Source organism: Pseudomonas sp. GW821-FHT01C01 (assembly GCF_059422645.1).
The window spans coordinates 11152-36089 of the sequence record NZ_JBWKXF010000019.1 but is presented as its reverse complement, the minus strand read 5'-3'; the positions used below and the strand labels follow the sequence as shown (position 1 = coordinate 36089).

21 protein-coding genes are annotated in these 24938 nt (G+C 60.9%); 12 read left to right on the top strand and 9 right to left on the bottom strand.

Annotated features, from left to right (window positions below):
- The first annotated feature begins 6 nt into the window (after positions 1-6).
- The 3 genes from AC07XF_RS14135 to AC07XF_RS14125 all read left to right on the top strand — a co-directional run bounded on the left by AC07XF_RS14135 (position 7) and on the right by AC07XF_RS14125 (position 4370).
- Complete coding sequence (locus tag AC07XF_RS14135; protein WP_495026975.1) at positions 7-408, top strand: chemotaxis protein CheY; 402 nt, start codon at positions 7-9, stop codon at positions 406-408.
- 107 nt (positions 409-515) lie between these two features.
- On the top strand, positions 516-1142 hold the full coding sequence (locus AC07XF_RS14130) for a response regulator (protein ID WP_495026974.1): 627 nt from the start codon (positions 516-518) through the stop codon (positions 1140-1142).
- Complete coding sequence (locus tag AC07XF_RS14125; RefSeq protein ID WP_495026973.1) at positions 1143-4370, top strand: transporter substrate-binding domain-containing protein; 3228 nt, start codon at positions 1143-1145, stop codon at positions 4368-4370.
- A gap of 3 nt (positions 4371-4373) precedes the next feature.
- Here AC07XF_RS14125 and dkgB read toward each other — a convergent pair whose 3' ends face one another.
- Both dkgB and AC07XF_RS14115 read right to left on the bottom strand, forming a co-directional pair.
- Positions 4374-5177 (bottom strand): 2,5-didehydrogluconate reductase DkgB, encoded by an 804-nt coding sequence (gene dkgB / locus AC07XF_RS14120; RefSeq protein WP_495026972.1) that lies wholly within the window; start codon positions 5175-5177, stop codon positions 4374-4376.
- A gap of 259 nt (positions 5178-5436) precedes the next feature.
- Positions 5437-6345 (bottom strand): LysR family transcriptional regulator, encoded by a 909-nt coding sequence (locus tag AC07XF_RS14115; RefSeq protein WP_495026971.1) that lies wholly within the window; start codon positions 6343-6345, stop codon positions 5437-5439.
- Between the two features lie 104 nt (positions 6346-6449).
- Between AC07XF_RS14115 and AC07XF_RS14110 the strand changes: the two genes are divergently transcribed.
- The 5 genes from AC07XF_RS14110 (at position 6450) to AC07XF_RS14090 (ending at position 11015) form a co-directional block, all read left to right on the top strand.
- Positions 6450-7316 carry a pirin family protein gene (locus tag AC07XF_RS14110; RefSeq protein ID WP_495026970.1) on the top strand — a complete coding sequence of 289 codons (867 nt, stop codon included), beginning with the start codon at positions 6450-6452 and terminating at the stop codon, positions 7314-7316.
- Between the two features lie 92 nt (positions 7317-7408).
- Positions 7409-8092: an isochorismatase family protein gene (locus AC07XF_RS14105; RefSeq protein ID WP_495026969.1), complete on the top strand. Its 684-nt coding sequence runs from the start codon at positions 7409-7411 to the stop codon at positions 8090-8092.
- Between the two features lie 55 nt (positions 8093-8147).
- Positions 8148-8774 (top strand): isochorismate family cysteine hydrolase YcaC, encoded by a 627-nt coding sequence (ycaC, locus tag AC07XF_RS14100; RefSeq protein ID WP_495026968.1) that lies wholly within the window; start codon positions 8148-8150, stop codon positions 8772-8774.
- A 222-nt stretch (positions 8775-8996) separates the two neighbouring features.
- Entirely contained in the window at positions 8997-10439 is a 1443-nt protein-coding gene (locus AC07XF_RS14095) for a mechanosensitive ion channel domain-containing protein (RefSeq protein WP_495026967.1), read from the top strand.
- Between the two features lie 135 nt (positions 10440-10574).
- Positions 10575-11015 carry a carboxymuconolactone decarboxylase family protein gene (locus AC07XF_RS14090; RefSeq protein WP_007984219.1) on the top strand — a complete coding sequence of 147 codons (441 nt, stop codon included), beginning with the start codon at positions 10575-10577 and terminating at the stop codon, positions 11013-11015.
- Between the two features lie 22 nt (positions 11016-11037).
- Here the strand turns inward: AC07XF_RS14090 and AC07XF_RS14085 are convergent, their stop codons facing one another.
- Positions 11038-12630, bottom strand: a complete 1593-nt coding sequence (locus AC07XF_RS14085) for a DHA2 family efflux MFS transporter permease subunit (protein ID WP_495026966.1) — start codon at positions 12628-12630, stop codon at positions 11038-11040.
- Complete coding sequence (locus AC07XF_RS14080) at positions 12627-13748, bottom strand: HlyD family secretion protein (protein ID WP_495026965.1); 1122 nt, start codon at positions 13746-13748, stop codon at positions 12627-12629. Before AC07XF_RS14080 ends, AC07XF_RS14085 begins: the two co-directional genes overlap by 4 nt.
- 355 nt (positions 13749-14103) lie before the next feature.
- Between AC07XF_RS14080 and AC07XF_RS14075 the strand changes: the two genes are divergently transcribed.
- Entirely contained in the window at positions 14104-14832 is a 729-nt protein-coding gene (locus tag AC07XF_RS14075) for a class II aldolase and adducin N-terminal domain-containing protein (protein WP_495026964.1), read from the top strand.
- A 2-nt stretch (positions 14833-14834) separates the two neighbouring features.
- On the opposite strand, the gene AC07XF_RS14070 is transcribed toward AC07XF_RS14075, so the two are convergent.
- The 5 genes from AC07XF_RS14070 to AC07XF_RS14050 all read right to left on the bottom strand — a co-directional run bounded on the left by AC07XF_RS14070 (position 14835) and on the right by AC07XF_RS14050 (position 21166).
- Entirely contained in the window at positions 14835-15899 is a 1065-nt protein-coding gene (locus AC07XF_RS14070; RefSeq protein ID WP_495026963.1) for a GlxA family transcriptional regulator, read from the bottom strand.
- A 9-nt stretch (positions 15900-15908) separates the two neighbouring features.
- Positions 15909-17570, bottom strand: a complete 1662-nt coding sequence (locus tag AC07XF_RS14065; protein ID WP_495026962.1) for a choline dehydrogenase — start codon at positions 17568-17570, stop codon at positions 15909-15911.
- Positions 17571-17720: 150 nt separating this feature from the next.
- Complete coding sequence (locus tag AC07XF_RS14060) at positions 17721-18890, bottom strand: aromatic ring-hydroxylating oxygenase subunit alpha (RefSeq protein WP_495026961.1); 1170 nt, start codon at positions 18888-18890, stop codon at positions 17721-17723.
- 315 nt (positions 18891-19205) lie between these two features.
- Positions 19206-20387: an acetyl-CoA C-acyltransferase family protein gene (locus AC07XF_RS14055; RefSeq protein WP_495026960.1), complete on the bottom strand. Its 1182-nt coding sequence runs from the start codon at positions 20385-20387 to the stop codon at positions 19206-19208.
- Positions 20384-21166, bottom strand: a complete 783-nt coding sequence (locus AC07XF_RS14050; protein ID WP_495026959.1) for an enoyl-CoA hydratase — start codon at positions 21164-21166, stop codon at positions 20384-20386. The genes AC07XF_RS14055 and AC07XF_RS14050 overlap by 4 nt, the downstream gene beginning before the upstream one ends.
- A 215-nt stretch (positions 21167-21381) precedes the next feature.
- Here AC07XF_RS14050 and AC07XF_RS14045 point away from each other — a divergent pair, with 215 nt between their 5' ends.
- Genes AC07XF_RS14045 through AC07XF_RS14035 form a run of 3 tightly spaced genes read left to right on the top strand, consistent with a single transcriptional unit; the run spans position 21382 to position 24851 of the window.
- The gene (locus tag AC07XF_RS14045) at positions 21382-22488 is read left to right on the top strand and encodes a polyamine ABC transporter substrate-binding protein (protein ID WP_495026958.1); all 1107 of its coding nucleotides are present in this window, start codon (positions 21382-21384) and stop codon (positions 22486-22488) included.
- A gap of 39 nt (positions 22489-22527) precedes the next feature.
- Positions 22528-23946, top strand: a complete 1419-nt coding sequence (locus AC07XF_RS14040) for an aminotransferase (RefSeq protein ID WP_495026957.1) — start codon at positions 22528-22530, stop codon at positions 23944-23946.
- Positions 23943-24851 (top strand): LuxR C-terminal-related transcriptional regulator, encoded by a 909-nt coding sequence (locus tag AC07XF_RS14035; RefSeq protein ID WP_495026956.1) that lies wholly within the window; start codon positions 23943-23945, stop codon positions 24849-24851. The genes AC07XF_RS14040 and AC07XF_RS14035 overlap by 4 nt, the downstream gene beginning before the upstream one ends.
- The last annotated feature ends 87 nt before the right edge of the window (positions 24852-24938 follow it).

The window sequence follows — 24938 nt, the reverse complement described above, 5'->3', positions numbered from 1 at the left end:
GTCACCTTGCCGAACAAATCCTTACGCATCCTGATCGCCGATGCGCAGCACTTCAACCGCTTGCGGATCGAGCGTCTGTTCAACCAGCTCGGCTACTACCGGGTGGCACCGGTGCAGAACCTCGACGAGCTTCTGTCACTGGTGGAGTACGGTGGCGAGCCGCTGGATCTGGTGCTCGTCAATGGAGCGATGGGCAGCGCAGCGCTGGGTCTGTTCAGCTTTTTTGTCGACAACCCACAGGTTCATCACGGGTTTATTTTCAATGAACAGCGGGCGCCGTTACCGCCAGGCGCGGGCAAAGTCCAGGTCAGCCAGGCCGTTCTGCCCGACCTGGCGTCAATCACACGGTTGATGAGCGCCGTCGATCCTCGGTTGCCGTTCGTCGGAACTGTCATTTCTGTCAGGTAGTTCTTTCCCGCCTTCCATGCAAGAGTCTATGCGCAGCGTTGTGCCCAACCGCTGCAGTGCCTGGAGGGCATTTTTGCCCGATCGTGTTGTTTTGCACGGGAGTTGTCATGAAGTCAGCACTGATTGTGGAAGATCATCCGGTGGTTCGCTCCATGATCAAACTCGTACTCAAGGGCGAAGGGTTCAAGCGGATTTACGAGGCTTCTCGTGGTGATGAGGTCTTGTCGTTGATCCGCAAGCATCAACCCGATGTCGTGCTGCTCGATCTGGGCCTTCCCGGTGTGGCGGGGCTTGAGGTGATGGATCGCATCAAGGCCGAAGACACGCGATGCCGCGTGGTGGTGTTCACCTCGCTGGAGGCCCAGTTTTATCAGGACAGGTGCATGCGTGCCGGGGCTGTTGCTTATGTTTCCAAGAGCAAGGACCTGGATGACTTGAAGGCGGCGGTGAATTCCGTGATGGCCGGCTACACCTATTTCGCCCAGATCTCCTCGAGTTCCGTGTCGATGGGGGAGTTGCAACGCAGTGAAAAGCAGTTGATCGACAAGCTATCCAATCGTGAGTTGACCATTTTGCAGTACCTGGCCCGGGGCTCGAAAAATCTGGAAATCGCCGAGATCATGCACCTGAGCTACAAGACCGTCAGTACCTACAAGACCCGACTCACCCTCAAGCTCAACATGAGCTCGTCGGTGCATTTGAGGGATTTCGCCCTGCGCAATCATTTGATCTGAATGAACGCTTTCCGACGGTTGGCAGGTTGGGTGCTGACTGGCCTTCTTCTATGGGCATCGACTGTCTGTGCACAACAGTCGTTGACCCTGTTGGGACGCTCGAGTGTCGAAGGCCTGAGCGTCAGGTTGTCGGAGTCCGAGTTGCGCTGGCTGCGGCAAAAGGGCCGATTGGTGCTGGCCGTCTCGGCTCCGGATTATCCCCCCTTCGAGTTCAACACAGCGGGCAAGGTGTTCGAGGGCGTCACAGCCGATTACGCCGGGTTGCTCGAACAATTGTTGAATGTGGTGATAGAGGTTCGACGTTATCCGTCGCGGGCCGACGCGGTGCAGGCCATCAAGGAGGGGCAGGCAGACCTGCTGGGAACGGCCAATCGATTTGAAGCCGAGGATCCGCAGTTACGGATGTCCAGCGCCTATGCGGTCGATCAACCGGTGCTGGTCACGCGCACCGATTTCCCTCCGGTACTCGACCCGACACTGGCTAGCAAGCGGCTGGTGATGCTGTATCACTACTTGCCCGAATACAGCGTGCAACAGTTCTATTCCAAGGCGCAGGTCCAGTTGTTTCCCTCGACACTGGCGGCGATGGGGGCCGTGGCTTTCGGTCAGGCCGATGTTTACCTCGGCGATGCGATCAACGCCCATTATCTGATCAGCAAGAATTACCTGAACAACGTGCAATTGACCGACTTCTCGCCCATGGAGTCCGGGCGTTTTGCCTTTGCGATGGCTCGTGGCAACGTGCCACTGTTACGCATCGTCAACAAGGCGCTGGCGGCCATCACCACTAATGAACAAATGAACATCCTGCGCCGTTGGGGGGCCAACGAGGTGTCAATCCCGGGCACCCAGTCATTGCAATTGAGCGTGGCCGAACAGCACTGGCTCCAGCGGCACCCGCGCGTGCGGGTCGCGATCAATGAAAATATCCCGCCGATTACATTTGTTGACAGTGAAGGCAAGTTTCGCGGTATCGGTGTCGATGTGCTGGCGAAAATCACTTTGCGCACCGGGTTGCAATTTGACATCCAGGGCATGAAGTCGGTGGCTGAGATGATGACCGGCATCGCGAGCGGCCAGATCGATGTGCTGGCCGGTATCGGCCTCAGTTCCCAGCGTGAAGATGAATTGCGGTTCACCCGTTCGTTTCTGAGCAGCCCGTCGGTGCTGGTGACCCGCATGGCCGTGGACAGCCCCAGGACGCTGGATGACATGGCGGGGAAAACCCTGGCGCTGACCCAGGGCAACATTGCCGGCGAGTACATTCGCCAGCATTACCCGCTGATCCAGCTGGTGGATGCACCGCTGTCGACGGACGCCATGGAAATGGTCGCCCAGGGCAAGGCCCAGGGTGGCATCAACTCCTTGATCAGCGCCCGTTACCTGATTTCCCGGCAGTATCGCGATCGCCTGCAAGTGACCAGCACCGTGGGCACCGACCCCGCCCGAAGCACCCTGGCAACCAGTCGCGAGGCCACCGAGCTGCATTCGATTCTGGACAAAGCGCTACTGAGTATCCCACCCGAAGAAATTGACGAGCTGACTCAACCCTGGCGCTATGACTCGATGGTCGAGCAGAGTTACTGGCTGCGACACCGGCAGGCGATCGTGCAGGCGTTTGCGGTGGCGGGTGTCTTGTTGTCGCTGGCGTTGGCCGGGATCGTCTGGCAGCGACGCCAGATTCGCCAGCGTCAGCAATTGCTCGGGCAATTGCAGGAAGCCAAGGACGCGGCCGACGACGCCAACCGGGCGAAGACCACGTTCCTGGCCACCATGAGCCATGAAATCCGCACGCCGATGAACGCATTGATCGGCATGCTCGAACTGGCGCTGAAACGGGCCGATGAAGGGGTGACCGACCGTGCCGCCATCGAGGTGGCGTCCAACGCCGGGCAGCAGTTGCTGGATTTGATCGGCGACATTCTGGACGTCGCCCGGATCGAATCCGGGCATTTGTCGTTGGCGCCGGAGCGGGTCAATCTGCACGCGCTGGTGACGTCGGTCTGCCGGATTTTCGAAGGGCTGGCGGTGCAGAAGAATCTGCGCTGGCGAGTCGAGCTCGACGCAGACAGTGACTGTGACGTGATGCTCGATCCCACGCGCTTCAAACAAGTGCTGTCCAACCTGATGAGCAATGCGATCAAGTTCACCCGTGAAGGCCAGGTGAGTCTGACGCTGCGGGTGCTGCCGCAAGCGCCGACGCATCTCGCGGTCAGCGTACACATCGAGGACAGTGGCATCGGTATCAGCGCTTTCGACCAGCAACGCCTGTTCAGTCCGTTCGTGCAGGCGGGCAACAGCCAGCAGACGGCCCGGCAGGGATCGGGCCTGGGCCTGGTGATCAGTCGCACCCTGTGCGAAATGATGGGCGGTCGGTTGCAACTCGACAGTGAGCCTGGGCGTGGCACACGGGTGGACATCAGCCTGGAGCTGCCCGTCCTGCAAGCGTTACCGGCCGAAGTGGTGTCCCGGGATCCGGAGCAACTCGCGACCCGGGCGTTGACGATTCTGGTGGTCGACGATTATCCGGCCAATCGCTTGTTGCTCTCGCGGCAACTGAGCTATCTGGGCCACCGTGTGGTGCTGGCGGAGGACGGGGCGCAGGGGCTTGAACAATGGCGCGGGCACGGGTTCGATCTGGTCATCACCGACTGCAACATGCCGGTGCTCAGCGGTTACCAGTTGGCGGGCGCGATACGTGAGCAAGAACGGGTGCAAGGTCTGTCGCCGACGCTGATTCTGGGCTTTACCGCCAATGCGCAGGTCGAGGAGAAAGACCGGTGTCGGGCGGCGGGCATGGATGATTGCCTGTTCAAACCCATTCGCCTGGTGGATTTGCAGGCGTGGCTGGCCCAGCGGTTTTCCAGCGCACCCTCAGCGGCAAACGAGAACCCTGGCTTCGCCGAGTTCGATTTGAGCGGGCTGGAGCGCTATGCGGATTCGGACCGTGAGCTGATCGATCAATTGCTGCTTGATCTGGCACAGACTAACCGCGAGGATCGCGTGCATTTGCTGGCCTTGCACACCAGCGGCAATCACCCTGGTTTGCAGACACTGGCCCACCGGATCAAGGGCGGGGCGTTGATGGTACGAGCGCTTGGCCTGGTGGAATGTTGCGAACAACTGGAGCGGGCGTGCCATGACGGCCGCGCGGCACTGATCGACGATGCCGTCGACCAGTTGCAGCAAGCCATGGCCCGTCTGGACCAAAGTCTCGAGCAGGATTGAGGCTCAATCCCAGTTCGGCGCGATACCTTTTGGGCTGGTTAGCCGGTGGCCGCGATCCAGCGTTGCGATCAAGGCCATGTCGGCCTCGCTCAAGGTCAGCTCGCGAGCCTTCAAATTGCTTTCAAGGTTGGTCCGGCGAGTGGACGACGGGATCACTGCGTAGCCCGATTGCATGGCCCAGGCCAGGGTGATCTGAGCCGGCGTCGCTTGCAGGCGTTCGGCGATCTGCTGGATGAGTGGGTCCTTGAGGACTTCACCGTACGCCAGGGTCATGTACGACGTGATGCCGATGCCCTGGCTCTGCGCGAACGCGACGACCTTGTGGTTTTGCAGGTACGGATGCAGTTCAATCTGGTTGGTTGCGATGTGCTCGGTACCGATGGCCGCAATCGCCTGTTTCATCAGGTCTACGGTGAAGTTGGACACGCCGATCTGCCGGGTCAGGCCCCTACGTTTGGCTTCGAGCAGGGCGCCCATGAATTCTGCGACAGGTACTTGATCGTCCGGCGACGGCCAGTGAATCAGGGTCAGGTCCAGGTAGTCGGTCCGCAGCTTGCGCAGGCTATCTTCAAGGCTGTCGATCAGACGATCCCCGGAAAAGTTGGCGACCCAGATCTTGCTGGTGATGAACAGTTCTTCCCGGGCGATGCCGCTGGCGGCGATTGCCTCGCCGACTTCGGCTTCGTTTTCGTAGATTTGCGCGGTATCGATCGCCCGGTAGCCGAGCTCCAGGCCGGTGCTCACCGAATCGATGACCACCTGGCCTTGCAAGCGAAACGTACCGAGACCGAATGCGGGAATAGACATCAATGACTCCAGAGGTTGCAGTGGGAATGGGCGCGAGTATCCGCGCCTGCATCCGTGAGAAAAACCGCTGGATTGGCAAAGCAATGTTTACCGCAAGTCAAGAATCATCGGCAGTCTGGTTTGGTGATGGTGTCTGATCCGGCGCCTTCGCTGGCAAGCCAGCTCCTACAAGGTTTGCGCAGGCCCTGTAGGAGCTGGCTTGCCAGCGAAGGCCGCGACTCGGTCCGAAGCCTTACCCCCCATCAGTTTGTAGCTGCCATCAGGCAATATCACTGCGGCTGAATTCCTCCCCGAGAAAATCGATCAACGTGCGCACCGACGGCAGCAAGCCGCGACGTGAGGGGAAGATCGCATGGATGACACCGCTTTTCGGTGCCCATCCCGGCACCAACTCGACCAATTGTCCGGTGGCCATTTCATCGCGCACCACTACGCTGGGCAAGTGCACGATGCCGATTCCGGCAACCGCCGCATGGCGCAAGGCCAACAGGTCATCGGTGACCATCCTCGGCGCGTGACGAAACATCGCGGTGCTGCCATCGGCACCGAACAGTTCCCACTGATATTCGCGTTGCGCCGCGCCCCAGTGCAGGCTCGGCAAGCCGCTGAGGTCGGCCGGGGAGGCCGGTGTCGACAGGCGCGAGACAAAGGCCGGGCTGCCGACCACGCTCTGGGTGCTGTTGCCCAGTACCTTCATCACCATGTCGGTATTTTCCAGCGGGGGGAAGCGCACCCGCAGGGCAATGTCGAAGCCCTCATGGATCAGGTCGACCCGACGGTTAGTACTCTCGATGAACAACTCCACCAACGGGTACTTGAGCATGTAGCGGGTCAGCATCGGCCCGACCCAGGAGTTGAGCAGCGCCGTCGGGCAACTGACGCGCACCAGGCCCTGGGGCTCGGAGCGGTTGCGCTCGATCAGTTCGGCGGCACTTTCCGCTTCCACGCGCATGGCCAGGCAGCGCTGGTAATAGGCCTGGCCGATTTCCGTCAATGAGCAATGCCGGCTGGTGCGGTGCAGCAGGCGCACACCAAGGCGTTCTTCGAGTTCGGCGATGCGGCGGCTGAGCTTGGACTTGGGCATGTCCAGTGCGCGCCCGGCCGCCGCGAAACCGTGGTGCTCCACCACTTGGGTGAAGTAGTAGAGGGTGTTGAGGTCTTCCACCATCGTTCTCCAAATAGAACGCTAAAGCTGATTTTTGCAGTCTAGCGCAGCAAAGGTCACGCTTTTAAGCTTTGTCCATGGCTTCACTCAATTCATCAGGAGACACCATGAAAAACATCATCGGTATCTACACCAGTCCACGGACCCATTGGGTTGGCGACGGTTTTCCGGTTCGCACGCTGTTTTCCTACGACAACCTGGGCAAACACATCAGCCCGTTCCTGTTGCTGGATCACGCTGGTCCCGCTGAATTCACCCCGACCACTGAACGACGTGGCGTTGGTCAGCATCCCCATCGTGGCTTCGAAACCGTGACTATCGTTTACAAGGGCGAACTGGAGCATCAGGACTCCACCGGCAGTGGCGGCAAAATCGGCCCCGGCGATGTGCAATGGATGACCGCTGCCTCGGGGATCCTGCATGAAGAGTTTCACTCCGAAGGTTTCGCCAGGAGCGGTGGCACCCTGGAAATGGTGCAACTGTGGGTCAACCTGCCGGCCAGGGACAAAATGGCCGACCCCGGCTACCAGACGATTCTCGACCGCGACATCCCGGGCATCGCCTTGAAGGACAACGCCGGCAGCCTGCGCCTGATCGCCGGTGAGTTCGACGGTCACAAAGGCCCGGCGCGCACTTTCACCCCGGTCGACGTGTGGGACATTCGTTTGAATGCCGGCAAGTTGCTCACCCTTGATCTGCATGAAGGGCGTAACACCGCACTGGTGGTCCTGCGCGGCACCGTTCAGGTCAACGGCCTGGAATCGGTGCGCCAAGGGCAGTTGGCCCTGTTCGAACGCAAGGGCGATCAGTTGACCCTTGAAGCCAGCGAAGATGCGGTGGTGCTGTTGCTCAGCGGCGAGCCGATCGACGAGCCGATCGTCGGCCATGGACCGTTCGTGATGAACACCGAGCAAGAAATCCACCAGGCCTTCGCCGACTTCCAGTCCGGTCGCTTCGGCCGGATGCACGCTTAACCCGTTCCGTTTCAACAACCCGTTCTACCCAGGATGCGTAGGCCGGTCCGAGGCCAGGGATGGCTGTTGCCTGTAATAAAGAGGAAACGCACATGAGTACCGTCAACGCGGCCAATTTCAACGGCCAGAAACCGACCATCGACCCCAACGATGCCGCCATGTTGTTGATCGACCATCAGAGTGGACTGTTCCAGATCGTCAAGGACATGGACGTGCCACAACTGCGCGCCAACGCCATTGCCCTGGCCAAGGCCGCGACCCTGCTGAAGATGCCGGTGATCACCACCGCTTCCGTTCCCCAGGGGCCGAACGGACCACTGATTCCGGAGATTCACGAAGCTGCGCCCCATGCGCAATACGTGGCGCGCAAAGGAGAAATCAACGCCTGGGACAACCCGGAGTTTCACGCGGCGGTCAAAGCCACCGGCAAGAAAACCCTGGTGATCGCCGGCACCTTGACCAGCGTGTGCCTGGCGTTCCCGTCCATCGCTGCCGTGCATGAAGGCTACAAGGTGTTTGCGGTGGTCGACGCCTCCGGCAACCACTCCAAACTGGCCACTGATCTGACTGTTGCCCGTTTGTCCCAGGCCGGGGTGGTACCGATCGACATTATGGCTACGCTGTCTGAGCTGCAAGGCTCGTGGAACCGTCCGGATGCCGAGCGGTGGGCCGCTGTCTACGCCCAGGCCATGCCGCATTATCAATTGCTGATCGAGAGCTATCTCAAGGCTCAGCAAGTGGCGAGCGAACACGAGGTGCTGGACTCCCAGCGCTAACCGGTTACCCCACGCCGATTTCACTCGGCATCGATAACATGCGAGGACTACTGCAATGAGTACTTCCTACAAGCGTCTCGACAAGAACAACGCCGCGGTTTTGATGGTTGATCATCAGGCGGGTCTGCTGTCATTGGTGCGCGACATCGAACCGGATCGTTTCAAGAACAACGTGCTGGCCCTGGCCGACCTGGCCAAGTACTTCAAGCTGCCGACCATCCTCACCACCAGTTTCGACACCGGCCCCAACGGCCCACTGATGCCGGAGCTCAAAGCACTGTTTCCGGACGCGCCGTACATTGCCCGCCCGGGCCAGATCAACGCCTGGGACAACGAAGACTTCGTCAAGGCGGTCAAGGCCACCGGCAAGAAACAACTGATCATCGCCGGCGTAGTAACCGAAGTGTGCGTGGCGTTCCCGGCCCTCTCGGCCCTGGCCGAAGGTTTTGATGTGTTCGTGGTCACTGACGCATCCGGCACCTTCAACGAACTGACCCGCGATTCGTCGTGGAGCCGTATGACCGTTGAGGGCGCGCAATTGATGACCTGGTTCGGCCTGGCCTGTGAGCTGCACCGTGACTGGCGCAACGATATCGAAGGGTTGGCCACGCTGTTCTCCAACCACATTCCGGATTACCGCAACCTGATAACCAGTTACAACGCGCAGACCAACAGCAAGTAACTTCGGCAACACTCATCCCCCCCTGTGGGAGCGGGCTTGCTCGCGAAGACGGCTTAACATTCAGCCTATGTGCTGACTGTTATACCGCTTTCGCGAGCAAGCCCGCTCCCACATTGGTTTTGTGGTGTTTTTTTGGGGGGGTCTTCCAGTGAAATCAATTGCTCCTACACTAAGGCCAATCCATGCGATCTTCGCGTTATTGACCCTGGCTGGAGTTGCTTGATGCTGTCATTGCTCACCGAACACCCGTTGATCTGCGCGATGGCGCTGATCCTGATCGATCTTGGGTTGTGGTACTTGCTCAGTACCCTTGGCAGTGCCTGGCGGCTGCTGGTGCGGGTGGTGATTTTTTCGTTGTTCAGCCTGCTGTTGTTCAACGAAGGCCTGAACCCGATGGAGCCGCCGCCCTGGGCCGACAACGTAGCGTTGCACCTGGCGGCCACCGGATTGCAGATCGGCTGGTGGTTGTTCGGCGCGCGGACCCTGACCGTGCTGATCGGCGCGGTGATGATGCAACGGGTCGGGCATACCGGGCGATTGCTTCAGGATTTGCTCGGTGCGGTGATTTTCCTGATCGCGATCATTGCCGCCCTGGCCTATGTATTGGATCTACCGGTCAAGGGCGTGCTGGCGACGTCCGGTGCGTTGGCGATCATTGTCGGCCTGGCCTTGCAAAGTACCCTCAGCGATGTGTTTTCCGGGATTGTCCTGAACACCACCAAACCCTACCAACTGGATGACTACATCTCCATCGATGGCATGGAAGGCCGGGTCACCGACATCGACTGGCGCGCCACGCGCCTGCAAACCTCCCAGGGTTGCATGGCGGTCATACCCAACTCCCTGGCAGCCAAGGCCAAGATCATCAATTTCAGCCGGCCGAACGACATGTTCGGTATCTCCGTCTCCCTGGAAGTGAGCCCGCATGCGCGCCCGAGCACGGTGATCGAGGCCTTGGAGCGGGCCATGCAAGGTTGCCGTGCGCTGCTGGATACACCGTCGCCAAGCGTTGGCCTGAAAACCGCCAGCAACACCGGAGCGGTCTACGAAATCAGCGGTTTTGTCGCGTCGATGGACGAGAAACGTTCAGTGCGCAACCAGCTGTTCGACCTGGCCTACCGGCACTTGCAGGCGTCCGGCGTCAACCTGCTGTCGAGCGTGGAGCCTAGCCCTCCGATCAATTCGACACGGAAACGGGCGTTGCTGGACAGCTCGCCGATTTTCTCCACCCTGCGTCAGGAAGAGAAAGACACGTTCAGCCAGAACATGACCCTGCAAACCTTTCGCGCCGGGGAGGTGATTCTGGAAGCGGGGGAGGTCAGCGATCACTTGTTCATTATCGAGTCCGGCGTGATCTCGGTGACCTTGATGCGCCACGGAGCGCCATACGAATCCGGACGCATGGGGCCGGGGGAGGTGATCGGCGAGGCGGGTATTCTCACTGACAGCGCGCTGCCTGCGCAGTTTACCGCCAAGACATTCTGTGGCCTGTACCGTATCGAAAAGTCATACCTCAAGCCGTGCCTGGATGCCCGTCACGACATCAACAATGCAATGAAGGCCTTGCTCGATTACCGGCTGCAAAAAGCGAAATCGCTTACTCAAGACTTGCCGGTGGTAGTGAAGAAGAAGGGGTTTCTGCAGTGGTTGCGCAATCGGGCTTGAAGGTTGGTTTCCAGGTGGGCACGTTTATGGTCCTGATGGCGCCAGTGGCCTCCTCGACTTCTGAAAAATTGGCTATTTGTGTATGCCGACCGAGGGACTAACGTAGCGACACACCCACTTGCCCTGGAGCACGCCATGCAATCGCGTACCGATTTCTACACCGCCAGCCCCGACGCTCTTAAAGCCATGATTGCCCTGGAAACCGCTGTTTCCAAACTGCCGCTGGAAAAAAACCTGGTCGAACTGGTCAAGCTGCGCGCTTCGCAGATCAACGGCTGTGCCTTCTGCATCGACATGCACACCGCCGATGCGATCAAGGGTGGCGAAACCCCGCGTCGTCTGTTCGCCGTGACGGCCTGGCGCGAGGCGCCGTTTTTCACCGAGCGTGAACGCGCTGCGCTGCTGTGGACCGAATCCCTGACCCAGCTCAGCCTGACCCACGCCCCGGACGAAGACTACGAAGTGGTCAGCGCGCAGTTCACGCCCAAGGAAATGGTCGATCTGACCGTCGCGATCAGCACCATCAACAGCTGGAACCGCCTGGCGGTCGGCTTCCGTAAAATGCCTCAGGCCTGATGTTCAACAAACCGCCGATGCCTCAATGGGCATCGGCACTCGGCGCGGCCGGTGGTTGCACCTTGCGCATCAGGGGCACCATCGCCGTGGCGACGATGAAGCAGACCATGATCATCAAAAACGCGTCGCCATAGGTTTGTGTCTGGGCTTCGCGGTAGGTCAGCAACCATAGTTGATGCAGGCTGGCGGTGACCCCGGCGTCACCGCTCTGGCCGAGGGCGGCGAAGTTGTTGCCGACCTGGGACAGCCACTGGTTGAGCGCCTCGTTGGTGCTGTTGAGGTTCTCCGCCAATCGAGTGAAATGCAGGTTGGTGCGGTCGTTGAGGATGGTCGCACACGCAGCGATACCGATTGCCCCCCCAAGATTTCTCATCAAGTTGAACAACCCTGACGCATGTTTGAGCCGTGCCGGTGCCAGGCCGCCGAGGGTCAGCGTCACCGCGGGCGGCACCGCCAGTTGCTGGGCAATCCCGCGAAACGCTTGCGGCAGCATCAATTCCCTGGCCCCCCAGTCATGGGTGATCGGGCTGAAATCCCACATCGATAACGCGAACAGCCCAAGGCCGGTCATCATGATCCAGCGCAGGTCGACGCGGTTGGCCAGAAAGGCATACAGCGGAATCGCCATGATCTGGAACACCCCAGTGGAGAAAACCGCCAGACCAATATCCAGCGCGCCATAACCACGCACCCGGCCGAGGAACAGCGGCGTCAGGTAAATGGTGGCGAACAGGCCGATGCCGGTGACGAACGAGAAGAAACAGCCGAGGGCAAAGTTGCGATCCTTCAAGGCGCGCAGATCGACAATCGGATTCGCCACATGCAGGGTCCGGCCGATGAACGCCAGGCCGGCCAGGCCGCTGATCCACGCGGTAGTCAGAATCGTGCGGTCGCTGAACCAGTTCCAGCGTGGGCCTTCTTCGAGGGTGTATTCCAGGCAGCCGAGGAACAGCGCCAGAAACACCATGCTCAAGTAATCCGCGCCCTTGAGCAGCGACAGTTCCGGTTGGTCGATCTTGACCAGCATCGGCACGGCAACCGCGACGAAAATCCCCGGCACCAGGTTGATGTAAAACAGCCAGTGCCAGGACGATATGTCGGTGATCCAGCCACCGATCACCGGTCCCAGGGTTGGTGCCAGGGACGCCACCGCGCCGATGGTCGCGGCGGCGATGACCCGTTGCTTGCCAGTGAAGAACACGAACGCGGTGGTGAACACCAGCGGGATCATCGAGCCGCCCAGAAACCCTTGCAGGGCGCGGAAGGCGATCATGCTCTGGATGTTCCAGGCCACGCCGCACAGCAGGCTGGTCAGGGTGAAACCCACCGCCGATGCGCAAAACAGCCAGCGCGTCGAAAATACTCGCGACAACCAGCCGGACAGCGGGATCACGATGATTTCGGCGATCAGGTAACTGGTTTGCACCCACGCGGTTTCGTCGGTGCCGGCGGAGAGTCCGCCGCCGATGTCACGCAACGAAGCCGAGACAATCTGGATATCCAGCAGGGCAATGAACATGCCGATACACATGCTGGCAAAGGCGAAGACCTTGGTCGCCGTCGCCATGTTCGCGGCATTGAACGGTTGCGCCGGGGCGGCGAGGGCGCGGCTCATGGCGCGCTGGCCACGGCTGGCGCTTCAGGCGCCTTGCGCGTATCCACTTCGGCTGTTACCGACAGCCCCGGACGCAGGTGGCCGAGTACGCTGTCGGCCGGGTCGAGGTGAATCCGCACCGGCACCCGCTGCACGATCTTGGTGAAGTTGCCGGTGGCGTTTTCCGGTGGCAACACGCTGAATTGCGAACCGCTGGCGGGGGCGAGGCTGTCCAGGTGTCCGTGGAATTCCTGACCCGACAGCACGTCGGCATGAATCACCACCCGTTGCCCCGGCACCATGTGTGCCAGTTGGTCTTCCTTGAAGTTGGCATCGACCCACAGACCGCTGGTCGGCACCACCGAGAGCAATTGTGAACCGGCCTGGGCATAGGCGCCGACCCGAGCCCGGCGATTGCCGATCACACCATCAACCGGTGCCTTCAGTTCGGTGTAGCCGACATTCAATTGCGCCAGATCGCGTTCAGCTTTGGCCTGGATCAATGCGGCCCGGGCTTGTTGTTTCTGGGTGTCGATCACATTCAACTGGCGTTGCGCGGCCAGCAGTTCAGCCTGGGCGCGGTTACTTTGGGCCTGGGCCGTCTTGAACGTGGTATTGGCCCGCTGGGCGCTTTCCACCGAGACGGCGTTGGTGATCACCAGTTTTTTGTAGCGGGCATCGTCATCCCGCGAACGGGTGGCTTCGGCACCGGCGGCGTCGATGCCGGCTCGGGCCTGACCGATGACGGCCTGTTGCAGTTGTTCGGTGGCGTCGAGGTTGGCCAGCAAGGCTTCCTGGGCGGCCACTGCGCCTTCGGCCTTGGCCAGGTTGGCACGGTAGTCGCGCGAATCGAGACGGATCAGCACGTCGCCAGCCTTGACCTTCTGGTTATCGGCCACCAGCACTTCCTCTATGTAACCCGCCACCTTCGGCCCGATCACCGTTACATCGCCACCGATGTAGGCGTCATCGGTTTCTTCGATAAAGCGTCCGGCGGTCCACCAGTGCGTGCCGTACACACCGGCCAGCACCAGCGCAGCGATGCCCAGTGTCGGCAAAAGCAGGCGTTTGAGCAGCGGAGGTTTTGCGGCATTCACCGGGGTAGCCAGGTCGGGTTCAACGGTGGGCATGCTGGTCATGGAGGTTACCTGTTGGAGCGGTGGTTAATTATGATGGTCGTAATATGACGCATGTAATATTTTGTGGCAAATGGTTTTTGCTACCGGTCGTCAGGTGGTTTTTCCGGGAGGATGAGATTCTGTGTGCGCTGGAGAACCCACTGTGGGAGCGGGCTTGCTCGCGAATGCGGTGTGTCAGCCAACATCGTCGTGGCCTGACACTTCCTCTTCGCGAGCAAGCCCGCTCCCACAGGGGATCCCGGCTGCTCACCCTGACGAGCTGGTGGATAACGGCAATCCGTGTCGTTTACCGTCAAGTCCGTACAGGGCGTCGCTCTACACTGGCAGGCAACCGATCAACATCCGGGAGCCCGGGATGAATCAATCTGTCGAACAATTGCGAATCCGTCTGGCCTGCGCGTTCCGCTGGGCAGCGCGGTTGAATCTGCACGAGTCCATTGCCAACCACTTCAGCGTTGCGGTGTCGGGGGACGGTCGGGAGTTTTTGATCAACCCTTACGGCGTGCATTTCTCGCGGATCAAGGCCAGCGATTTGCTGTTGGTCAATGCCGATGAACCTGCCAGCCTCGATCGCCCGGACGCGCCGGACATCACCGCATGGGCGTTGCACAGCGCCTTGCATCGCAACCAGCCGCATGCTCGTTGCATCCTTCACACTCATTCGAAATACGCGACGGCGTTGGCCTGTTTGAAGGATTCACGTCTGCCGCCGATCGAGCAGAACTGCATGCGTTTTTTCGAGCGGGTGGTGATCGACGAGGGCTTTGACGGCATGGGGTTGGGCGACGAGGCCGAACGGGTCAGCCACCTGCTGGGCGACAAGCCGATTCTGTTGATGGGCAACCATGGTGTGCTGGTGGCGGCGCCGAGCATCGCCCAGGCGTTTGACGATCTGTATTACTTCGAGCGCGCCTGCGAGACCTACATCACCGCGCTTTCGACCGGCCGTGAACTGCGCATCGCCAGCGACGAAATCGCCCGCAAGACCTGCCGGCAATGGCTCGACTATCCGGGCTTTGCCGACAAGCATTTCAACGCGTTGATGGGGATTCTCGATGAAGAAGAGCCGGGCTATCGCCTGTGAATTCAATCCGCCTCGGCCGGCCGGGGCTGCTTAAGCAACGGCTGGCGCATTACCGGGGCAGTCCAGACCTGGCTGCGGTCTTCGCTGGGCGGGCAGCCGAAGCGGGCACGATAGGTGCGGGAGAAATGCTCCAGTGAACCGAACCCGGAACAGGCCGCCACTTGCGCGACGCTCAGGCGCGTCTGTTGCAGCAGACTGTGGGCCTTGGCCAGGCGCAAGGTGATGTAGTACTTGAGCGGCGACAGGCCAGTCTGATGCTTGAACTGGCGCTCCAGTTGTCGCCGCGACAGGCCGACCTGAGCGGCAATCGCTTCGCAATCGAGTGGTTCTTCCAGCGCCTGTTCCATCAACCCGATGGCACGGCGAATCTTGCTGCCGTACAGCCCGGTGTTGGTCAGGCCGCCATCGAGTTGATGGTCGGCCGGCGCGCGCACAGGCCCCATCAGCAGATGCATGCCGATTTCCCGGGCCAGCTCGCTGTCGATGCTCTGGCCGATCCAGCCCAGCAGCATGTCGAGGGTGCTGGTGGCACCGGCGCACGTCATGCGCTGGCGTTCCAGCGTGTAGAGCTGTGGCTTGGCGTGGACCCGTGGATAACTCTCCTGAAACCCTTGCAGATTGTCCCAATGCACGGCGGCCTCGTAACCGTCGAGCACGCCGGCCGCCGCCAGCAGTTCTGTACCGGTTTCCACGCCCATCAGCACGGCGCCGAACAACGCCTGCTTGCGCAGCCAGCTCTTGAGCGCCAGATTGCGGCTGTGTTTGTGCACATCGAAACTGGCAATTACCAGGCACACATCAAAGCCCTGGTCGGCCTTCAATCCGTCATTGGCGACGGTGGTCAGGCCGTTGCTGGCCTGCACCGGCTCGCCGTCCAGAGACAGCAGCGACCACTCGAACAAGGGGCGTTGAGTCAGCCAGTTGGCAATGGCCAGCGGTTCCAGCACCGCAGCCAGGCCGAAGTTGGAAAACGATGGCATCAACAACACCGCGACCCGCAGCGGCGCGACCTCGCCGCGCCGCCAGGTGAAACGTGCATCTGTGCTATTGGACGACTGATTGCTCATGGGTGAACTCTATCGTTGTTGCGTCTGCCACTGTGGATGAATCCACACCGGTACCTCGGCGGCGGGTAGCGGCGGCAGGCCGCGAATCAGGTCACTGGCCTTTTCCGCGATCATCACTGTCGGCGCATTGGTGTTGCCACTGACGATCATCGGCATGATCGAGGCGTCCACCACCCGCAAACCGTCGAGGCCATGCACCCGCAATTGCGCATCGACCACGGCTTCGGCATCGCCCGCCGGGCCCATCTTGCAGGTGCCGCTGGCATGGTAGCCGGTTTCCGTGACCTGCCTGGCCCAGGCGTCCAGTGCCGCATCACTTTGCGCTTGCGGGCCGGGCACCAGTTCTTCACCCCGGAAAGCAGCCATGGCCGGTTGCGCGATGATCTCGCGTACCAGCCGCGCACCGGCACGCATGTCGGCTCGATCCTGCTCGGTTTTCAGGTAATTGAACAGGATGCGCGGCGGCTGCCTGGGGTCGGCGCTGTTGAGCGTGACGTTGCCCAGGCTGGTGGGGCGCATCAGGTCGATATGGATCTGGAACGCATGGCCCGGCACCAGATCGACGCTGCCGGGTTTGACCGCCAAGGGCATGAAGGTCAGTTGCAGGTCGGGAAACTCGACCCCGGCCCGGGAGCGGATGAACGCCCCGGCTTCGAAATGATTGCTCGCCGCCAATCCGTCGTGAGTGGCGAACCAGCGTGCACCGATCCACCACTTGCCCGGCGCGGTGGTCCACGGGTAGAGCGACACCGGCTGCTTGCAGCGGTATTGCACCACGGTGTCCGGGTGATCGTTGAGGCGCCGGCCGACGCCGGGCAAATCATGTTTGACCGTGATCCCCAGGTCCCGCAATTCCGCTGCCGGGCCGATGCCGGAGAGCAGCAACAGTTGCGGCGAGTTGATCGCCCCGGCAGTCAACAACACTTCGCGCCGGGCAAAGGCCTGGCGGACCTCGCCGTTGTGCTCGTACTCAATGCCGACGGCGCGTTTGCCGTCGAACAGAATGCGTAGCGCCAGAGCGTCAGTGCGCACCTGCACGTTGCCCCGGGTCAGCGCCTCACGCAGATAGCCACGGGAAGTGCTCCAGCGCCGTCCGGCGCGGGTGGTGCGGTCCACCGGGCCGAAGGCTTCCTGGCGATAACCGTTCAAATCATCGCTCAGGCCATATCCGGCTTCGGCACCGGCCGCCAGAAACGCCGCGCACAACGGCGTCGTCGTATCGCCCGGGGTGATGTGCAGATGGCCTGCCGCGCCGCGGTAATCGTCCGCGCCATCGGCATGGGTTTGCGCACGCTTGAAATACGGCAGCACATCCTGATAACGCCAGCCGTCGCAGCCCTGTTCGGCCCAGCCGTCGTAGTCCCGGGCATGGCCACGGATGTAGACCATGCCATTGATCGACGACGAACCGCCCAGCGTGCGGCCTCGCGGTGTGCCGATCCGGCGACCGCCCAGATACGGCTCCGGTTCGGAGCTGTAGCTCCAGTTGTAGCGCGTGCCGCCCACCACCAGGCCCACGGCGGACGGCATGTCGATGGTCCAGCTCTGGTCCGCCGGGCCGGCCTCCAGCAGCAGAATCCGCACCGTCGGGTCCTCGCCCAGACGATTGGCCAATACGCAGCCAGCGGACCCTGCGCCCACGATCAGGTAATCAAATTCATGATCGGACATGGTTTGGGTTCTCCCTTAATGAAAGGTCAAGACACAAAACTCTGTGGGAGCGGGCTTGCTCTCGAATGCGGTGTATCAGGCAATGAAAATGTCGACTGACACTCCGCATTCGCGAGCAAGCCCGCTCCCACAGGGACTGCATTCGTCCGGTCAACTCGCGGTAGACCCATGAATCCCGTTGAACACCAACCGATGAAAGTGATGCACCAGATGCTCGCTTTCATTGCTGCGCTGGGCATCGATCATGTAGCGCCCCTGGTCGTAACCGAGCGAATGCAGGCCTTTCTGCACCGAGATGTTCAGGGCGATGTCTTCCGGTCCCAGATCCTCGTTCATCCACTTCATGCACGACGTGCTGACCGCCGCAGTCTCGGCATTGCTGGAGTAGTAGCCGAAGCGCAGCAGCGAGCGCTCGGCGTCCAGCGGAATCATGATGAACGAGCCCAGGAACTCCGAGAACGGGAAGGTATAGAAGGTGTTGTTCGGCCACATGCCGATGTTGAAGAAGCACTCGTCCGGGTTCAGGTCCTCGCGCAACGGCACGCCGTAGGCTTCGGTCACCGAGAGATTGGCCGGGGCGATGTAGGTCCACCAGTTGTCGCGTTTGCTCAATTGGTAGCCCTTGAAGTCGATCAGCCGGGCCAGGTCGATGTGGCACGGCCCCGACAACTTGAAGTGATAACCCTCGATGGAGTTGTCCATGATCACCTTCCAGTTGGCCGGTACGATCACGTCTTGCTCTTCGATCAGGCGCATGTCGGCCAGGTCTGGAAACACCCGGCGCATTTCCTCGTCCGCCCCGGGGAACAAATCCCGCAGGGACGGCGCGGCCGGGTCGAGGTTGAAATAGATGAACCCCCCCATTTCTTCGGTGCGAATCTGCGGGATGTTGAACTGCTGCAACTCGAAGTTCTTCATCTTCTCGCAGCGGGGTGCGCTGCGCAGGCTGCCGTCCATTTCGTAGCACCACGAGTGATAGGCGCAACGCACCACGCCACCGGTGGTGCCGCGCCGTTCTTCGAGCAGGCGATTGCCGCGATGCTGGCAAACGTTATGGAAGGCGTGGATCTGGCCCTGACGGTTTTTCGCCACCACTACGCTCTGGTCGAACAGATCCGTGACTACGTACTGACCCGGCTCGGCGAACTCACTGACGTGCCCGGCCACGTGCCAGGCGTGCATGAAAAGTTTGTCGCGCTCGGCCTTGAATAGGGTTTCGTCATAGAAGTAACGCGAGGGCAGGGTGAAGGCTTCTTCCGGGTCCTGATGATCCCAGCCATCGATCGGGCTCTGCTGCTTACGGGTCTGGAAACGGTGCATGGGGCTATCTCCTCAGTGACTGGCCGCGCGGTACGGCTTCGTGTTCTGGGAGCTAATCTAGGGTGCGGGGCGGGGGCGGTATTGATCGATTGCGACCAGTTGCGCGGGGAAATCATCAAGTGCGCTTGCTTTGGCCAGCGACCTCTTGCACGAAAGGACAAGCAATAAATTGCCCTTGTGGGAGCGGGCTTGCTCGCGAAGGCGGCGTGTCAGTCGACATTTGTATTGCCTGACCCAGAGCTTTCGCGAGCAAGCCCGCTCCCACAGGTACTGCTGCCCCTGTAGAGGTTGCTTCTACAGGGGATGGTGCAGGGTTCAGACGCGTTCGAAAATCGCCGCAATCCCCTGGCCACCACCGATGCACATGGTCACCAGTGCATAACGGCCACCGGTGCGATGCAGTTCGTGGATGGCCTTGGTGGCGATGATCGCGCCGGTTGCGCCCACCGGGTGGCCCAGGGCGATGCCCGAACCGTTCGGGTTGACCTTGGCGGGGTCGAGGTCCAGTTCCTGGCTGACGGCGCAGGCCTGGGCGGCGAAGGCGATGTTGGCTTCGATCACGTCCAGGTCGGCGACGGTCAGACCGGCGCGCTTGAGTGCCAGGCGGGTGGCCGGGATCGGGCCCAGGCCCATGAATTCCGGTTCGACGCCGGCGTGGGCGTAGCTGACCAGGCGGGCGAGTGGTTTGAGGTTATTGGCCTGGACCGCGTTACCGGTAGCCATGACCAGTGCAGCGGCGCCGTCGTTCAGGCCCGAGGCGTTGCCGGCGGTGACCGAGCCGTCCTTCTTGAACGCTGGCTTCATGGCTGCCAGTTGTTCCAGGGACGTGGCGCGCGGGTGTTCGTCGACGTTGAACAGTTTGACGCCTTTGCGATCCTGGATTTCCACGGTCGCGATCTGCTCGCTGAAGTAGCCGTTGGCAATCGCGTGGGCTGCACGTTTCTGGTCTTCCAGCGCCAGGGCGTCCTGCATTTCACGGGTGATGCCATTGCGCTCGGCGACGTTCTCGGCAGTGATGCCCATGTGGATGCCATGGAACGGGTCATGCAGGATGCCCAGCATGTAGTCGATGACCTGGGCGTTGCCCATGCGCGAACCCCAACGGGCGGTCGGCATCAAGTACGGGCCACGGCTCATGGATTCGGCACCGGCGCCGACGACGATTTCCGCATCGCCGAGCATCAGTGTCTGTGCGGCGTTGATGATCGCTTGCAGGCCCGAGCCGCAGAGGCGGTTGACGTTGTAGGCCGGGGTTTCCTTCGGAATGCCGGCGTTCATCGCCGCGACCCGGGAAATGTAGGCATCGCGGGTTTCGGTCGGGATCACGTTGCCCATCACCAGATGGCCAACGAGTGCCGGGTCCACGGCGGCGCGTTGCAGGGCAGCTTTCACGGCCGTGGTCGCGAGGTCGGCCAGTGGCACGTCCTTGAGCGAACCGCCGAACGTACCGATGGCGGTACGGGCGGCGCTGACGACGTAGATTTCCGGAGTGTTCATGGCTGGTTTCCTTTCGGTGGATTCTTATCTGTACTGCGATTGATCAGGGCGTTCAAGGCGGATTTCGCCTCATCGGTATTCAGGCGCTGGATGAACAGCGTGTTTTCTTCGCGCAGGGTGGCTTCCAGTTCCGGCAACGTCGCCTGTTTCATCAATTGCCGGGATTGGCGCAAGGCCTCCTGGGGCATCGCCAAAAAGCGCTGGGCGATTTTTGTCGCCGCCGCCAGGCATTGTTCGCCGTCATCGAAGGCTTCGTTGGCCAGGCCCCAGGCCAGCGCTTCGTTGCCGTCCAGGCCGTTGCCCAACAGCAGCAGGCTCGCGGCGCGGGCATGGCCGAGCCGGCGTGGCAGCAACAGGCTGGCGCCGAATTCGGGGCACAGGCCGATGTTGACGAACGGCATGCGCAGCTTGGCATTGCGGGTGACCAGCACCTGATCGCAATGCAACAACAACGTGGTGCCAATGCCGATGGCCGCCCCGCAGACTGCCGCGATCAGCGGTTTTTGCAGGTGCGTGACGACTTTCATCAGGCGAAACGCCGGGGCGTCCAGGTGCGTCGGCGGGTGCTGGAGAAAGTCCACCAGGTCATTGCCACTGGTAAAGCAGGTCGGGCCGCCAGTGAGGATGATCACGCCGGTTTGCGCGTCTTCGTCGGCGGTCAGCAACAGGTCGGCCAGTTGCGTGTACATGGCGTTGTTCAGTGCGTTGAGCTTGTCCGGGCGGTCGATGGTCAGCGTCAACACGCCGTCGCGTTGCTCGTGTTTGATCAGGTCGGTCATCGCAGGCTCCGCAGGGTCGGTTCAGGCTGCCACTTTAAGCGCCGGACAAACCCCGGATCTATGGCAAAACGGGTCAACTGCACTGCCGCTTTTTGCCATGCCGGTGCGCCAAAAACGACACACACCCATTCGGGGTATGGTTGCGCCCGGCGAATCCGCCAATAGTGGGGGCATCCGCTCATCCAGAGCCGAACTCGCTATAAGGTGCATTTGCTATGGGCAAGACGCTGCTTAAGGTGATTTCCAGTCTGTTTGTTGTACCACTGACTTTGAATGCCTACGCCGCTCAAGTGGACGACAGCAATACGCTGCGGCTGTACAACTGGGCGGATTACATCGGTGAAAGAACCGTGGCCGACTTCGAAAAGGCCACCGGCATCAAAGTCATCTACGACACCTTCGATGCCTACGAAACGGTGCAGGCCAAATTGCTCACCGGCCACTCCGGCTATGACTTGATTGTGTTGAACGCATCCCTCGCGCCGCCGTTGATCAAGGCCAAGGTGTTCCAGCCGCTGGATAAAAAGTTACTGCCGGGCTGGAGCAACCTGGACCCGAAAGTCTTGCAGGACCTGCAGGGGTTTGATCCGGGCACCACCTACTCGGCGCCCTACACCTGGGGCAGCAATGGCGTCACCTACAACGTCGACAAGATCAAGGAACGCATGCCGGACGCGCCGATCGGTTCGCTGGCGATGATCTTCGATCCGAAGATCGTCTCGCGCTTCGCCGACTGCGGCGTGACCCTGCTCGACGCCCCGACCGAAGTCATCCCCTTGGCCTTGAAGTACCTGGGACGTGACCCGAACAGTGCCGCCCCGGCAGATCTGAAAGCCGCCCAGGACTTGCTGCTGTCCGTGCGGCCGTACATCCGCAAATTCGACTCGGTCAATTACCTGACCAGCCTGCCCAACGGCGACGTGTGCATGGCCATGACCTGGTCCGGCGATTACGCCACGGCCATGGCCCGCGCCGCAGAAGCCAAGAAGCAGATCAACCTTGCCTACTTCATCCCCAAGGAAGGCTCGCTGATCTGGTTCGACAACATGTACATCCCGGCCGACGCGCCCCACGTCGCCAATGCCCACAAGTTTCTTGAGTACCTGATGCAGCCGCAGGTGATGGCGGATGTAAGCGATTTCATCAATTACGCCAACAGCAACGCGGCGGCCACTCCGTTGTTGAGCGCCGATGTGCGCAACAACCCGGCGATCTACCCGGACGCGCAAACCCGCGAGCGCCTGTTCCCGCAGAAGACCCAGGATGCCAAGGACATGCGGGCGATCACCCGGGTCTGGAGCACCGTGAAAAGCGGCATTTGATTTGTTCGATCGTTAGTCAATTCGGTTAGAGGTTTATTTATGGCGACCCCAACACGCACCGTACTTTCGCCGGCGGATGAGTCCAGACTGGTCAAGGCCGACAAGGCCCATCACATGCACGGCTACCACATGTTCGACGAACACGCCGAACAAGGCTCGCTGAACATCGTCGCAGGCGATGGCGCCTACATCTACGACACCCAGGGCAACCGCTTTCTCGATGCGGTGGGCGGCATGTGGTGCACCAACATCGGCCTGGGTCGCGAGGAAATGGCCGAGGCCATCGCCGATCAGGTGCGGCAACTGGCCTATTCGAATCCGTTTTCCGACATGTCCAACAACGTGGCGATTCAGCTGTGCGAAAAGCTCGCCAGCCTGGCCCCCGGTGACCTTGACCATGTGTTCCTGACCACCGGCGGCTCCACCGCCGTGGACACCGCGTACCGGCTGATCCAGTACTACCAGAACTGCCGTGGCAAACCCGAGAAGAAGCACGTCATCGCGCGGTTCAACGCCTATCACGGTTCCACCACCCTGACCATGTCGATCGGCAACAAGGCCGCCGACCGCGTGCCGGAGTTTGACTACGCCAACCCGCTGATCCACCACGTGTCCAACCCGAACCCGTACCGCGCACCCGATGGCATGGACGAGGCGCAGTTCCTCGAGTTTCTGGTCAAGGAGTTCGAAGACAAGATCCTGTCGATTGGCGCGGACAAGGTCGCCGGGTTTTTCGCCGAACCGATCATGGGCTCGGGCGGGGTGATCATTCCGCCACAGGGTTACCTCAAACGCATGTGGGACGTCTGCCAGCGCTACGACATCCTGTTCGTCGCCGACGAAGTGGTGACCTCGTTCGGGCGCCTGGGCAAGTTTTTTGCCTCCCGGGATGTGTTCGACGTGCAGCCCGACATCATTACCACCGCCAAAGGCCTGACCTCGGCCTACCTGCCGCTGGGCGCGTGTATCTTTTCCGAGCGCATCTGGAAAGTCATTGCCGAGCCGGGCAAGGGCCGCTGCTTCACTCACGGCTTCACCTACAGCGGCCACCCGGTGTGTTGCACGGCGGCGCTGAAGAACATCGAAATCATCGAACGGGAAAACCTGCTGGCCCACGTCGACACGGTGGGGGCTTATCTGGAAGAACGCCTGGCCACCCTGCGGGACTTGCCGCTGGTGGGGGATGTGCGCTGCCAGAAACTCATGGCCTGCGTGGAGTTCGTCGCCGATAAACGCACCAAGGCGCTGTTCCCCGATGAAATCAACATTGGCGAGAAAATTCACGTGCGCGCTCAGGCCCGGGGCTTGCTGGTGCGACCGATCATGCACCTCAACGTGATGTCGCCGCCGCTGATCCTGACGGTTGTCCAGGTCGATGAAATCGTCGAGACCCTGCGCGCGTGCATTCTGGAAGTGGCAGCCGAGCTTGAGCAGAGCGGCCAGTACCTCGGCCAATGAATTCGCCCTGCAGGCTGTTACCAAGGGCCAGCGCACCCGCTAGACTGCGGGGCATGAGCAAACCAGACGACGATACGCTGATCGCAGTGCCCTTCGGGGCGTTGCACAAATGGCATGGGGGAATGCGCGAGGCATTCGCCCATATCGATGAGCCTGACGCCTTGCAATACCTGGCGTCAGCGTTGGCGCAACTGGTGTCCGTCGAGTCGATGATGATCAGCCTGGAGCGCAAGGACCGCGCGCCGCAGTTGTTGCATCAGCGCGGGATTGCGCAGGAGTATCAGGTCTCGATTCTTGAGCGCTATTTTTCCGGAGGCTATTTGCTCGACCCGTTCTGCCTGGCAGTGGAGCAAGGGTTGGCGCAAGGGTTCTATCACCTGGAAGAGATCGCGCCGGACAACTTCTTCGACAGTGACTACTACAAATCCTATTACCTGAAGGCGGGCTGCTCGGAAGACAGCTACTACATCGTCGATACCGGCAACGACACGAAGATCTCCGTCAGCCTGTTTCAAGGTTTCGGCGGGGAATGTCTGAGCGTCGAACAGCTGAATCTGCTGCGCGCCGTCGAGCCGTTGGTGCGCGAATTCATCAGCGAGTTCAGTCAGCGTGGCATGCAGCGCGGTAGCGGGTTCGGGAGCGATAACGAGCAAGGCCTGCGCGATGATCTCAAGCACCGCGTGCAGGCGGCATTCGAGCATTTCGGCAGTGACTTGCTGACCGAACGCGAGCGGGAAGTGGCGCACATGGTGTTGCGCGGGCATTCGGTGAAGTCCACGGCCAGCCAGATGAGCATCTCGCCGGAAACCGTGCGCATGCACCGCAAGAACCTGTACCTGAAACTGCAGGTGGGTTCGCAGTCGGAACTGTTTGCGTTGTTTATCGAGTGGTTGCGCAAGCATTGAGCAAAGTGGAGATCAAATGTGGGAGCGGGCTTGCTCGCGAAGAGGGAGTGTCAGTCGACATCATCATTGACTGACATACCGCTTTCG